The organism is Halorubrum sp. SP3, from assembly GCF_005435195.1.
In the GTDB taxonomy this organism is placed as follows: Archaea; Halobacteriota; Halobacteria; order Halobacteriales; family Haloferacaceae; genus Halorubrum; species Halorubrum sodomense.
Genome location: NZ_SGTU01000001.1, coordinates 139943 through 152172, shown reverse-complemented (window position 1 = coordinate 152172; position 12230 = coordinate 139943). Strand labels below are relative to the sequence as shown.

Here is a 12230-nt window from a genome sequence, read left to right as displayed (position 1 = left end):
AACACAACGACGAGCAATACGTCGGCCAGTAACACAACGACGAGCAATACGTCGGCCAGTAACACAACGACGAGCAATACGTCGAGTACCAACACAACGACCAGCAACACGTCGGGTAGCAATACGGACGCTAACCCGACCACTGAGAGATTTGGCAGTGAGGGTTTAGAGGCGCGAGGTTCAGCGGAAGCGTTCTCGGAGACTACCACTTCACATCCCCTATCTGGCGGACTATCACGGCCCGCGTCAGCGAGTCCGGACGCGGATCTGAGCAGGCGGACAAGCGAGGTGAACGTGTGACCGGTTCCGACTGATTTTTGAACTCTGTCAGGACATGAGGCCGTCGACTGGAAAGAGCGAATTACGGTCTATTCCGAGCGGCTCTGGCTAGCAGTACCCTGAAATCTTGGGCCGGATCTACGGCTTCTCAGACACGCGAAAAGTGACTCCAGCCAATGACCTCAACTTTAGGATAACATCTCAACTGCTGTAGAAGCATTAAGAAATACCATACCCAGCAAATATCGCTGTAAGACCTCCCTACGTCGTCGCTAATGCGATCGGATACAGCAAAGTAACATCGGATAAAATAAATTATCAAGAAAATAATAACGACAATTTATAATATGGGTGTTCGAATTGGCTATTGGTTCCTGTCAAGCGTACTGGACGAACTGGCGATGAGAAATGAAACAATGAACGTACCATTTGTCAACGGCACAGGAGAGGAACCGAACCTACCAGGAAGTGAACTATCTAGAAATGAGTTATTCGACCTGCTATCGAACCGACGACGGCGGTTTGTTCTCCATGCGCTCAAACGCATGGAAGAACCAGTTGAGCTCACCGAGCTTTCCACGCATGTTGCCGCGTGGGAGATGGAAATGGAGCCGGAAGAGATCGATGGCGAGGACCGACGAAGCGTCCACGTGACGCTCCGGCGAACACATCTCCCAAAACTGGATGAGAAGAATGTGATACAGTTTAATGAGTCGGAGAATACGATCCGATCAGCAGATCTACTCGACGACATAGAGGTGCATATCGAGGTGCTTCAAGAAGAAGAGATCTCCTGGAGCTTATACTATATCGGACTCGCCGGTGTCTGCGGTCTGTTATTGATCGCAGTCATCACGGAGGCACCGATATTTGATGCGTTCGAACCGCTCCACGTCGGTTGGCTCACCGCCATCGTGTTTGGAGTGTCGGCTGTCATCCATCGGTACGTCGAACAGCACAGTCGACTCGGCGTAACGGAGCAGCCACCGGAAGTCCATCAGCTAAACTAGCCTGATACCCAATCGGACGGGAGCCCGGGTTCGTCCGTTCGATCGCCACAGTCTGCCTCGATCGCTCTTCGAACAGTACGAACCGGCTGCTAACCACTCGGAACGGTATCAGGTTCGCGACACCACATCGACCATTGCGAGGATGCTCACTCGTGCTACTAGCAGTCACGTCACGATCTCCCTCGATGGTCTGCGAGGCAGAGCCTACCAAGCAGGTCCATCGCGCATGTGACGACACGGGCTTGATTACCGGCCTGCCTCCCCCCGGTCGTCGATCACTCGTTCGCGTCTCGTTCGTGGCGTCGGTCCTCTGCGTCTGTCTGCGGTGGACCGCGCGCAGACGAGTACTCAAAAAAAATATCGTTTCGTATTGAGCGCCGCGGTCGAGAATCACCGATATACGGCTACAGCGACAAGAGGAGTGATCGAGGCCGTCTCAGGCGTCCCCGTCCCTACAACTTGACCCGCTCGCCGACCGCCGGCGCGCTCGTGTCGAATCCGTCCTCGCGCAGATCCGCGGCGAACGCCTCGCAGCGGTCGCCGTGGTTCACCAGCACGCGCGCCCCGCGATACGACGCCAGGAACGACTCCAGCCCCTCGCGGTCGGCGTGCGCGGAGAAGTCGTACGACTCCACCCGCGCGCTGACGGGCTGAACCCGTCCGTTCAGCTCCAACTGCCCGCGCTCCTGAAGCTCGCGGCCCGGCGTCCCCTCGACCTGATACCCCGTCAGCGTCACGAGGTTCGTCGGGTTCGTCCGGATCTCCGGGAGGTACGTCTGGACCGGGCCGCCGGCGAGCATCCCCGATGTGGTGACGACGAGCGCGTTCTCGGCCGCGATCCGCTCGCGCTGTCCGTCGCGGCCCGTCACCGTGCGCGCCCGGCCGACCGCCTCGCCGAACGCGTCCGCGTCGCGCAGGAACGACGGGTACCGCCGGAGGGTCTCCGTCACCTCGACGCCCATCCCGTCGACGTACGGCGTGAGGTCGTTCGCGGCCGCGACGAGGAGCAGCTCCTGCGTCCGGCCGATGGCGAACGCGGGCGCGACGACCGTCCCGCCCTCCCAGATCGTTCGCTCGACGCCCTCGGCCCACGCCGACTCCACCGCGGCGCGGTCCTCGTGGGTCACGTCCGCGTAGGTGGACTCGCAGACGACGACGTCGGCGTCCGGGCGCGCGGTCGTCCCCGCGACCAGCCGCTGGTCGTCGGTGTGGAAGTCGCCGGTGTACAGCAGGCGCGTCTCGCCGTCGTCGACGAGGACGTGCGCGGAGCCCGGGATGTGGCCGGCCGAGAACAGCGTCACCTCGTACCCCCCGTCGTCGATCCCGCCGGCGACCGCGAAGGGTTCCTCGTAACCGTGCCGCCGCTCCACCTCGCCCAGCCGAGCGATGTGTTCCGCGCCGAACGGACACAGCGGGCTGTTGCCGTGGAGCTTCAGCGTGTCCTCGGCGAGCGTCCGCGCGAGCTCGCCCGTCGGCGGCGTCCAGTGGACCGGCGGTCGCCGGTCGCCCTTCAGCAGCGCGGGGACGGCGCCGACGTGGTCGAGGTGCCCGTGCGAGACCACGACCGCGTCTGGCTCCGGGTCCCGAACCGGGTACTGCGGCGGGTCGGCGGTCTTGAGTCCGTAGTCTAGGAGGAGGGTCTCGTCGACGAGGAGGGCGCTCCGACCGACCTCGCGGGCGCCGCCGAGGAGCTCCAGTTCCATCGGAGATCCGTAGCCGCCCGCGGGGTTAGTGTCCGTCGGTCGGGTCGCCGGCGGGAGACCGAACCGCTTCGGTGACCGGCGCCGGCCCGACGACCCAGACCCACGCGGCGAGCATCAGCGCGCCGGGGAGCTCCGGCAGCGCGAGCCCGGTCACGGGCCACCACCCGGCGACGAACGTCGCCCAGACGGCGACGTGGACCGGGGCGAACGCGAGCGCGACGCGGCCGGTCGCCTCGCCTCGCCTGAGCCACCCGTCGACGGCGAAGACCGCCGTGATAAGTCCGTAGAATCCGACTGCCGCAGGGCCGTGAAGCGGCTCGGTGAGATCGAAGGTGCCGATCCCGGCCATCGCGACCATCGCGAGCGCGAGCAGGAGCGCCCGGAGCGGTCGACCGGCTCGTCCGAGGCCCGCGGCGTAGCAGACGCCCGCCGCCCCGCCGACGATCAGTCCCCAGTTGAACGCGACGGCGCTTCCGTCGCGGACGCCCAGGTCGGAGAGGGCGTCGGCCGTCCACGAGAAGGTCGGATCGAGGAGCACCGCGAGCGCGATGCCGCCGAGCGCCGAGAGCGTCGCGACGGCGCCGAACGCGGCCGCGACACGCCCGAATTCGTCGACTTCGGGAGAACGGGAGTCCGCGTCGGTGCCGGCCCGACCGTCGGCTGAGGAGGGCACGGAGGGCGCCATCGACCGCGGTCAGTCGAGCCGCTCGGCCGCGTCGCGCTGGACCAACGGGTCGGCGTTCTCGACCGGGAGGGAGACGACGTCCTCGCTCGCGAGCTCGTACTCCCGCTCGTCGACGCCGAAGATGGCCCCGACGTCGCGGGTGATCCGGACGGTCGCTCGCTCGGTTCCTGCGGCCGGGTCGGCGTCGGCGGTCGTCGGCGAGTCGGCCGCCGGCTCGCCGGCTGGCGCTCCCTCGGGCACCGCTCCGCCGTCCGTCGTCGCGTCAGCGGTCGATTCCTCGTCGGCGTCGCCCGCGGGAGTCCCGTCGCGCTCCTCGTCGACGCCGACCGCTCCCGGAGGCGCCGGATCGGGCGGCACCGGCGTCGGCTCGTCGCCGTTCGCCCCGGTTCCTTCGGCCGGCTCCGATTCGGAGGGATCCGGGCCGCTCTCGGTCGGCTCGGGCGGCGTGGGCGGAGCGTCGGCGGACGGATCGGACTCGCCGCCGCCCATCGCTCCGGCGAGCGCGTCCGAGGCGGCGGGGCCGTCGGCGGCGTCCGCCACCTCGGTACTCGGATCCGTCGGCTCCGCGCCCGTCCGGGACGCATCGGTTTCGGACGTCGGGTCGCTCGGCGTCGGGTCGCTCGGCGTCGGGTCGCGCGACCCCGCGGCGTCGGGTGCGGCAGCGGTCTCGTCGGCGATCTCGTCGGTGGTCTGGGAATCGTCCGGGACCGGCGACTCGCCCGCGAGCACGTCGAGGACCTCGGACTTGTTCGCGGTGATGCGCTCGACGAGGTCGTCGAACAGCCGCCGCTCCTCGGTCGTCATCCCCTCCTCGTCGACCGACATGTCGGCCGCGGCGAAGGAGGCGAGCTTGACGACCTTGCCGACCCGGCGCTCGTAGAGGGCCTCCGCGACCTCTTCGGCGGTCTCGACCTCGTCGGAGAGCCGACGGATGTCGTCGTCCTCGAAGGGGTTGTCGACCTGCTCGGCGCGGCGGTCGCGCGCGGCCCGGAGGTCCGCGACGTACGCGCCCACGTCGTCGTAAAACGAGTCCCGCAGGTGCTGGAGGCTGTCCTTCCGGCGCTCTTTCGCCTGCGCGGATCGGAGTTCGTCGAGGTTCATTCGTCGGTGTACTCCGTCATCGTTCGGGGGCTTTCCGCGCCTCGCCGCGGGCCATCAGGAAGACCCCCGCGAACTCCGGCACGGTGTCTCTACCGGATTCAATTCTGACGCGCTCGCCGTTTAATTCTACCGTCCGATCCGCGTCGGTCTCGATCCGTATCTCGCGGCCGACGAACCGGTCGGGAACCGCGTCTCGGAGCGGGTCGAAGTCGGCCAGTTCGCCGCGGTCGAGCGGCGTGACGACGAGCCCGGACCCGCCGTGGAGCGTCCCCGGCAGCCGGATGAGCCGACGGGTGTCGGTGGTCACCGGCTCGTCGATCGGCGCCGCGTCCTCGGCGGCGACGCGCGTCGCGAGCGCCGAGACGAGTCGCCTGACGCCCGGACCGCCCGCCTCCACGTTCCCCTCGCGGACCGCGGTCGGGTTCCGGTCGAACGCGCCGAGGATCGTCTCCGCGCGCCCCTCGCCGATGCCGTCGAGCTCCATCAGCCGCTCGCGGGCGGCCTCCTCGTCCATCTCGCGGAGGTCGTCGGCGTACTCGACCAGGGCGTCGTGGACGCGCGCGCCCCACCCGCCCTCGGTCCGGAGGACGCGCTTCGTCGTCCCGCGCTCCGAGACGGTCCGGATCAGGGCGTCGGTGTCGAGGTCGATCGCGCGCACGTAGTCGACGATCTCACGGCGCGCGTCGCTGTCTAACTCCCGGACGCTCTGATCGCGGACGTGGACGTGGTAGCCGCGCCCGCCGGAGAAGACGACGGTCACGTCCTCGAACGCGAAGTCGTCGTCGAGGAAGTCCAAGAGCCGAAAGAGGGCGTCCTTACACGCCGCCAGCATCTCGGGGTACGAGGTGGTCTCGGGGTCGACGCCGGGGAGGTGGTCGGCGTCTAAGTCGAAGACGAGGTCGGCGTTCCGCCACCCCTTCTGTCCCATCGTCGCAGCCCCCGGCTCGTCGTAGCGCGCGGCCGAGAAGTAGGCGTGTCGCGGCGCGTTGTCGGCGAAGAACGTGTCCACGTGGCCGAGTTCGGTCAGCGCTTGGTGGCGGACCATCGTCGTCCCCGACCCCGGGGTCCACGGGATGTGGCCCCACTCGCGGAGGTTCGCGTCGGGCGGCAGCGACAGCGACACCGACCGGTAGTAGTCGCCGAACCGCCCCCGGAGGTACTCGCGGGTCCGGTCGTCCATCGTCTCCTCTCGTACCCGCGGTCGACGTATCAACGTTACCGTTCGCGGGCGACCGCGGAAGAAGCGAGATGAGCGGGGGGGAAGAAGCGAGATGAGCGCGGGGGGACGACGGATCACGACCCGAGACGCGGTGGCGCGTGCCTGCGAGCGGCCGGAGCGAAGCGGAGGCCGCGAGGAGCACGCGCGAGGGAGTCGGTCGCCCGAGCGGAGCGACGGGCGACCGACGAGGCTGGGGAGGTGTGAGGCTGCGGTGCCGTGTGGGGGGTGGGGCTCAAAGGGGCAGCCGCGAGGGCGAAGCACGACGACGCAAGCACTGGAACGAGGGAGTGAACGGAGTGAGCGACCGAGTGAAGCGCGCAGCGAGTCGCGCGAGTCCTCGCGGCTGGGGCTTTGGAAGTGTTTGCCGCGGCGACGTTACCGACGTACCGGTGAGCATCTGAGACTTCGACGTCGACAGTCGGGTTCACCACCACCTTCGGCCAAACACTATCCGGGACGGCTCCCTATCCCTCTCGTATGCGATCCGAAGAGGAGGTCAGAGAGCAGTACGAGTTCCTCCGCGAGCAGCTGGACGACGAGGAGATGAGCCACCGCGGCGTCGAGGAGCTGTTCACCCACTACAAGCGCGCGATCGGCTGGGTGTTAGAAGAAGAACATATGTGAGCGCCGTACGACACGTTTATCACTCTCTACGCTGTACAGTCTAGTGACGCTTCGTCTGGAGGGCCGAAGCGTCAGCGGGGACCAATCGGCAGGCCTGACGCGGCTTTTTTCCGCGTCGGGCGTGCCTTCTTCGGAAACTCGACCCCTTAGCGTTCCGCTCGTCGCCTCGCGCCCGAGCGGAGTCGCGCGCAGTTCCACGTCCACGCCGAGCGGCGCCGCCGAGACGCGGCGAGGTTCCGTTTCCGCCTTGCCACGGCAGGTGGTACCGTTCGACTCTCGAACGAATGCGTATCAGTAGATCGAAACGAGTTCCGGCCGCGAGCACGCGGTCCGGACTCGCGTGACAGTTACGGAATTGACAGAACGGAGGTCGGTGTTCCGGGGACGTAAGCCCCGCTGTTCGGTCGTACGTGGACTGATATAACGGTATATTTATTTATTTTCGACAGGTATGTATAGTCAGTTGTATGTACGACCTCACAGGTTTTCAGCGCGACCTGCTCTACGTGATCGCGGGGCTCGACGAGCCGCACGGGCTGGCCATCAAAGAGGAGCTCGAAGGGTACTACGAGAAGGAGATCCACCACGGCCGCCTCTACCCGAACCTCGACACGCTCGTCGAGAAGGGGCTCGTCGAGAAGGGCCAGCGCGACCGCCGCACGAACTACTACACGCTGACCCGCCGGGGCCGCCGCGAAATCGAGGCCCGCACCGATTGGGAAGCCGAGTACATCGAGCACTGACGCGGCCGCCCGTTACCCCCGCGACCGGCCGATAGCCGCCGGCCTCCGTCTCCTCTCCTGTTTCCCGCCGGCCTCCCGCCCCGCGCCGCGAACGGTTGGATTCAAGTCGACCCCGAGGGAACTCCGTCGTATGCAACCGGGAGATCGCGTCCGCGTCGACCGCGGGGGCGTCACCAACGAGGGCGTACTGCTCCCCTCCACGACGCGCGACCACCTCGTCGTCAAGCTCGACGGCGGGTACAACGTCGGCATCGACCGCGAGGAAGCCGACGTCGAGGTGCTCGAATCCGGCGTCCGCGAGGTCGACCCCGCCGCCGAGACCGACGACGCGGGCGAGGCGACCTCCGAGATCACCTTCGACGACGGCCTGCCCACGATTTCGCTCATCTCGACCGGCGGGACCATCGCCTCCACCGTCGACTACCGGACGGGGGCCGTCACGGCCCAGTTCGACGCCGAGGACGTCCTCCGGGCCGTGCCCGAGCTCGCCGGGCGCGCGAACTACCGCGGCCGAGTCGTCGCGAACATCCTCTCGGAGAACATGGAGCCGTCGATCTGGCGCGAGCTCGCCGAAGCCGTCGCCGAGGAGATCGAGGCCGGCGCCGACGGCGTCGTCGTGATGCACGGCACCGACACGATGCAGTACTCCGCGTCCGCGCTCTCGTTCATGCTCGACTCGCCGGTCCCGGTCGTGTTCACCGGGAGTCAGCGATCCGCCGATCGCCCCTCCTCCGACAACGTGATGAACGCGGTCTGCGCCGTCGAGGCCGCGAAGGCCGACCACGCCGAGACGCTCGTCTGTATGCACGCGGGCCCCTCCGACGACGCCTGCGCGCTCCACCGCGGCACGCGCGTCCGCAAGAACCACACCTCTCGCCGGGACGCCTTCGAGACGGTCGGCGCCGCGCCACTCGGGCTGATCGACTACGCGGCCGCCGCCGAGGCGGGCGCGGAGGGCGACGCGGCCGACGCGGCCGACGCGGCGATCGAGTGGCACCGCGAGCCGCGTCCGCGGGGGGCGGACGACGCGGACGCCGCCGGGACCGACGACGCCGCCCCGGAACTCGCGCCGGACCTCGCGGGCGACGTCGAACTCGTGAAGTTCACGCCCGGGATGGACCCGGCCGCGTGGGCGTACCTCGACGACGCGGACGGGGTCGTGATCGAGGGGACCGGGCTCGGTCACGTCCACACCGACCTCATCCCCCGGATAGAGGAGCTCGTCGCGGGCGGCACCGTCGTCGCGATGACGAGCCAGTGTCTCGCGGGCCGCGTCTGCGACCGGGTGTACGACACCGGCCGCGACCTCCTGGACGCGGGGGTCGTCGAGGCCGGCGACACCCTCCCCGGCACCGCGAAGGTGAAGCTGATGTGGGCGCTCGCGAACGCCGCCGACCCGGCCGACGCGATGACCCGGGACCTCGCGGGCGAACTGACCGAGGAGTCGCAGCCCTGGCGATGACCGGCCCGGGGGAGGAGTTCGACGTCGCCGTCCGCGAGGCCCGCCCCGCCGACGCCGACGCGGTCGCGGCGTTCACGCGGGACACGTGGGGCGAGCGCCACGACGACTACATCCCGCGCGTGTTCCCCGACTGGGCCGCCTCCGACGACCCCGACCGCGGCACCTTCGTCGCGACGCTCCCCCAAGCGGCCGTCGACGTCTCCGGCCTCGACGGCCGAGAGCCGGGCGACACGCGCGTCGCGGGCGACGGCGCCGGCGCCGCCGACGCGGGCGAGCCCGAGGCGGTCGTCGGCTGTATTCAGGCCGTCTCGCTCTCGGAGTGGGAGGCGTGGGGACAGGGGATCCGCGTCGACCCCGCCGCGCGCGGCCACGGCGTCGGCACCGCGCTCTCGGCTGCCGCGCTCGACTGGGCCCGCGACCGCGGCGCCGCAGTCTGCCGAAACATGGTCTTTTCGTGGAACGTCATGGGACTCGGCCAGTCGCGCGCGGTCGGCTTCGAGCCCGAGACCGAGTTCCGGTTCGCGGAGCCGGAGCCCGATCCGGACGCGATCGACGATTCGGGGGTCGATCTCGAACCCCTCGTCGACCCCGACCCGAACGCCGCGTGGGCGTTCTGGAGCGACAGCGACGCCCGCGACCGCCTGCGCGGCCTCGCGCTCGATCCCGACGAGCCGTGGGCCTGCTCTCAACTCACCCGAGAGCGACTCGCGACCGCGGCCGCCGAGGACCGACTGATCGCGGTCGCCGGTCCGAGGTCGGTCGCCGGCTTCGCGGTCCGGACCCGCGTGACGGAGCGCGAAGCCGACGGGGAGACCACGCGGACCGCGACGTACGGCGTCGCCGCGTGGCGCGACCTCGACGCCGCGGGGGCGCTGTACGACGCCGTCGCTGCCGACGCCGCGGCCGCCGACGCCGACGCCGCCCGCGTGCTGATACCCGAGACGGTCGAACACGTGAGCGACACCGGCGCGAACCGCGTCCCGGTCGCGGCCGAACCCGACTTCGTGATGTCCGCGGATCTCACCGGCGGGTCGTGAGCGGTCGCCGACGGCGAACCGACCGCCGGGTCGTGAGCGGTCGGTTTCTCACGACCGGATCCCCCCGATCGAAGGGCTCAATCCGTTCGACCTCCACTAGCGGGGTATGACCCTCTTCGGCGTCGCCCTCCCGTGGTCGCTCCCGCTCACGCTCGTGATCTACGGCGTCGTCGTCGCCGCCGCGGCGTGGATCTTCCGCGACGCGAGGGCGCGCGGGAGCCGCTACGCGGTCGTCTGGGGGCTCTCGACGCTCCTCTTCACGATCGTTCCGGTGCTCGCGTACCTGTACCTTCACCGCCGCGCCGGTCCGGCGCGCTGAGACGGCCGCCTCGCGCGGGAGGGAGGTCGGTCCGGTGTCGCGCCGACCCGGTCCGCCATCGCGACGCGCGACCGCTCCGGACCGCTTATGTGCGGCGCCGCGGAACGACCGGCGGATGCCCTCCCTCCGCTCTACCGACCGACTGCGCGCGCTCGGTCGCGGTCGCCGGCCGCGCGCGCTCTCCGTCGCGCTCGCCACCCTGCTCCCGCTCGTCGGCGTGGTCGCGCTCGGCTGGAACGCGGCCGCGCTGATGACGCTGTACTGGTTCGAACTCGGCATCACGTCGCTCTGGGCGCTCGTCCGCGCGCTGTTCGCCGGGCGCCCCTCGGAGATCGAACACGACGGACTGATCGTCGGCCCGCTCGCGCAGCGACGCGCCGGGCTGTCGATCCCGTGGACCGGGGTCGAGATCCGGGTCTCGTCGCTGCTCGTCCTCCCGATCGCCGCGCCGATCCTCGCGGCCGTCTGGGCCGTCGTCGGCGCGCTCACGGTCGGCGTCGTCGCGGACGGCGGGCTGTCGGCCGACGCGCTCGACACCGTGACGCTCGCGGTCATCGCCGTCTTCGTCGGCGAGGCGGCGACGACGCTCGTCGAGTACTTCGGTCGCGGCGAGTACCGCGACCACAGCGCCCAGACCGCGATCCAAGGGGTGTTCGCCCGCGGCGCGGCGATCTTTCTCGGCGCGCTGTTCACCGTCACGATCGTCGCCGCGAGCACGCTGGAGGGCGACACGCCGATCTCCGCGCTCGACCCCGACGCGATCGGGCTCCCGCTCCTGCTCGGCATCGTCGCGGTGAAGTTCGCCTTCGACCTCGCGGGGCTGTACAGCGACCGACTGGCGGCGTTCGACGAGTCGTCGGCGCTCGACCTGGGATTCTCGTACGACCCGCCCGCGGCGGAGTCTGTCGACGGCTCGACCGCGGAGCCGGTCGAAGCGGTCCGACAGCCCGGCCGCGCGCGACTCGCCGGGGCGTCGGCGACGCTCGTTCGCCACCCGGGGCTGTGGTACCTCGCGGCGCTCCCCGCGCTCGTCGGCGTCCTGTTCGCGATCGGTGGCGACCGGGGGACCGCCGCCGCCCTCGCCGCGGTCGCGGTCGCGCTCCCGCTGGGGCTCGCCGCGCTCGACCGCGAACTCCGGTACGGGCTCGTCGAGTACCGCGCCGCCGACGGCGCGCTCGTCGCCCGCGACCGCCTGTTCGGCGTCGTGCTGTGGCGCGTCGAGCCGTGGGACGAGACCGACCTGCGGGTGGAACGCGGGCGGCTCGACCGACGGCTCGGAACCGAGACCGTCGTGATCGAACTCCGCGACGACGAACACCGGATTCCGGGACTCGCCGATCCCGAGCCGGTCCTCGACGTGTTCGACAGGCGACCGGACCGCCCCGACGGACCGGACCGACCGGACGAGTGAGTCGCGTCAGCCGTTCGCATCGCCCGCGTCGTCGCGCCCGTAGAGGGGGTGTGCGTCCCCGACGAGGCGCTCGAACAGCAGGACGACGGCCCCGTGGAAGGCGACGAGGACGGTCACGCTCGCGACGATGATCGCCACCTCGGCGGGCGTCGAGAGCAGGCCGAGCGAGACGATGAGCGTCGTCGCGCACGCCGGCGGGTGGACCGTCTCGGTCGCGATCATCGCCCAGCTGGTCGTCACGAGGGAGACGACCGCGCTCGCGGTCAGCCGGAACCCCTCGGGGGAGAAGGCGGGGGGCGTCGCCGTCAGCGCGGCGCCGTCAGCGATACCCGCCCACGCCGCGAGCCCCGCGAGCCCGCCGATCAGGTGGCTCCCCACGACGCGGACGGCGCGCTCGCGCTCGCTCCGGCGGTCGAACGCGAGGACGAACGCGGACGGGCCGAGGCTCGGAAAGACGAACGGCTGGCCGGTCGCCCACGCGACCAGACCGAGGACGGTGAAGAGCAGGCCGGCGTAGAGGCTCGTCCCGAGGCGGCGACGCATTGCGCCCCGGTCGACCGGCGACCCACAAATGCCCGGCGGATCGGCCGCGGCACCCCGCGAATCGGCCGCGACACCCCGCGGATCGGCCGTCGGG

The 12230-nt window shown here is 69.6% G+C and carries 13 protein-coding genes; 7 read left to right on the top strand and 6 right to left on the bottom strand.

All coding sequences use genetic code 11. The features are described from left to right. Positions 1–209, bottom strand: a 209-nt coding sequence (locus EXE42_RS19565; protein WP_206750711.1) for a hypothetical protein, incomplete at its 3' end; no start/stop codon positions are given. Between the two features lie 417 nt (positions 210–626). On the opposite strand from EXE42_RS19565, the gene EXE42_RS00795 reads away from it, so the two are divergent. Next, positions 627–1289, top strand: coding sequence for a transcriptional regulator (locus tag EXE42_RS00795; protein WP_321167244.1), 663 nt, complete (start codon positions 627–629; stop codon positions 1287–1289). A gap of 452 nt (positions 1290–1741) precedes the next feature. On the opposite strand, the gene EXE42_RS00790 is transcribed toward EXE42_RS00795, so the two are convergent. The 4 genes from EXE42_RS00790 to priS are packed head-to-tail and all read right to left on the bottom strand — an operon-like array spanning position 1742 to position 5958. Beyond that, positions 1742–2992, bottom strand: coding sequence for an MBL fold metallo-hydrolase (locus EXE42_RS00790; protein WP_137693443.1), 1251 nt, complete (start codon positions 2990–2992; stop codon positions 1742–1744). 25 nt (positions 2993–3017) lie between these two features. Next, positions 3018–3677, bottom strand: a complete 660-nt coding sequence (locus EXE42_RS00785) for a DUF998 domain-containing protein (protein WP_092919990.1) — start codon at positions 3675–3677, stop codon at positions 3018–3020. A 9-nt stretch (positions 3678–3686) separates the two neighbouring features. Beyond that, on the bottom strand, positions 3687–4778 hold the full coding sequence (locus EXE42_RS00780) for a hypothetical protein (protein ID WP_137705719.1): 1092 nt from the start codon (positions 4776–4778) through the stop codon (positions 3687–3689). Positions 4779–4794: 16 nt separating this feature from the next. Continuing rightward, positions 4795–5958, bottom strand: a complete 1164-nt coding sequence (gene priS / locus EXE42_RS00775) for a DNA primase small subunit PriS (RefSeq protein WP_137705718.1) — start codon at positions 5956–5958, stop codon at positions 4795–4797. 516 nt (positions 5959–6474) lie between these two features. Between priS and EXE42_RS19175 the strand changes: the two genes are divergently transcribed. The 6 genes from EXE42_RS19175 (at position 6475) to EXE42_RS00750 (ending at position 11593) form a co-directional block, all read left to right on the top strand. Next, positions 6475–6621 (top strand): hypothetical protein, encoded by a 147-nt coding sequence (locus EXE42_RS19175; protein WP_167603289.1) that lies wholly within the window; start codon positions 6475–6477, stop codon positions 6619–6621. A 467-nt stretch (positions 6622–7088) separates the two neighbouring features. Next, entirely contained in the window at positions 7089–7364 is a 276-nt protein-coding gene (locus tag EXE42_RS00770; RefSeq protein WP_092919993.1) for a helix-turn-helix transcriptional regulator, read from the top strand. Between the two features lie 130 nt (positions 7365–7494). Further along, the gene (gene gatD, locus EXE42_RS00765) at positions 7495–8826 is read left to right on the top strand and encodes a Glu-tRNA(Gln) amidotransferase subunit GatD (protein ID WP_137705717.1); all 1332 of its coding nucleotides are present in this window, start codon (positions 7495–7497) and stop codon (positions 8824–8826) included. Beyond that, positions 8823–9863 (top strand): GNAT family N-acetyltransferase, encoded by a 1041-nt coding sequence (locus EXE42_RS00760; RefSeq protein WP_137705716.1) that lies wholly within the window; start codon positions 8823–8825, stop codon positions 9861–9863. The genes gatD and EXE42_RS00760 overlap by 4 nt, the downstream gene beginning before the upstream one ends. Before the next feature lie 106 nt (positions 9864–9969). Further along, complete coding sequence (locus EXE42_RS00755; protein WP_092919996.1) at positions 9970–10182, top strand: hypothetical protein; 213 nt, start codon at positions 9970–9972, stop codon at positions 10180–10182. 115 nt (positions 10183–10297) lie between these two features. Next, positions 10298–11593 (top strand): DUF6498-containing protein, encoded by a 1296-nt coding sequence (locus EXE42_RS00750; RefSeq protein WP_137705715.1) that lies wholly within the window; start codon positions 10298–10300, stop codon positions 11591–11593. Between the two features lie 6 nt (positions 11594–11599). Here the strand turns inward: EXE42_RS00750 and EXE42_RS00745 are convergent, their stop codons facing one another. Then, positions 11600–12136 (bottom strand): HPP family protein, encoded by a 537-nt coding sequence (locus tag EXE42_RS00745; RefSeq protein ID WP_137705714.1) that lies wholly within the window; start codon positions 12134–12136, stop codon positions 11600–11602. Positions 12137–12230 lie beyond the last annotated feature (94 nt).

What these genes read in the sequence shown, in the direction of transcription:
- EXE42_RS00780 (WP_137705719.1), bottom strand. Translation starts at nt 4,778, where the DNA reads ATGAACCTCGACGAACTCCGATCCGCGCAGGCGAAAGAGCGCCGGAAG.
- EXE42_RS00790 (WP_137693443.1), bottom strand. Translation starts at nt 2,992, where the DNA reads ATGGAACTGGAGCTCCTCGGCGGCGCCCGCGAGGTCGGTCGGAGCGCC.
- EXE42_RS00795 (WP_321167244.1), top strand. Translation starts at nt 627, where the DNA reads ATGGGTGTTCGAATTGGCTATTGGTTCCTGTCAAGCGTACTGGACGAA.
- EXE42_RS00745 (WP_137705714.1), bottom strand. Translation starts at nt 12,136, where the DNA reads ATGCGTCGCCGCCTCGGGACGAGCCTCTACGCCGGCCTGCTCTTCACC.
- gatD (WP_137705717.1), top strand. Translation starts at nt 7,495, where the DNA reads ATGCAACCGGGAGATCGCGTCCGCGTCGACCGCGGGGGCGTCACCAAC.
- EXE42_RS00750 (WP_137705715.1), top strand. Translation starts at nt 10,298, where the DNA reads ATGCCCTCCCTCCGCTCTACCGACCGACTGCGCGCGCTCGGTCGCGGT.
- EXE42_RS19175 (WP_167603289.1), top strand. Translation starts at nt 6,475, where the DNA reads ATGCGATCCGAAGAGGAGGTCAGAGAGCAGTACGAGTTCCTCCGCGAG.
- EXE42_RS00770 (WP_092919993.1), top strand. Translation starts at nt 7,089, where the DNA reads ATGTACGACCTCACAGGTTTTCAGCGCGACCTGCTCTACGTGATCGCG.
- priS (WP_137705718.1), bottom strand. Translation starts at nt 5,958, where the DNA reads ATGGACGACCGGACCCGCGAGTACCTCCGGGGGCGGTTCGGCGACTAC.
- EXE42_RS00755 (WP_092919996.1), top strand. Translation starts at nt 9,970, where the DNA reads ATGACCCTCTTCGGCGTCGCCCTCCCGTGGTCGCTCCCGCTCACGCTC.
- EXE42_RS00760 (WP_137705716.1), top strand. Translation starts at nt 8,823, where the DNA reads ATGACCGGCCCGGGGGAGGAGTTCGACGTCGCCGTCCGCGAGGCCCGC.
- EXE42_RS00785 (WP_092919990.1), bottom strand. Translation starts at nt 3,677, where the DNA reads ATGGCGCCCTCCGTGCCCTCCTCAGCCGACGGTCGGGCCGGCACCGAC.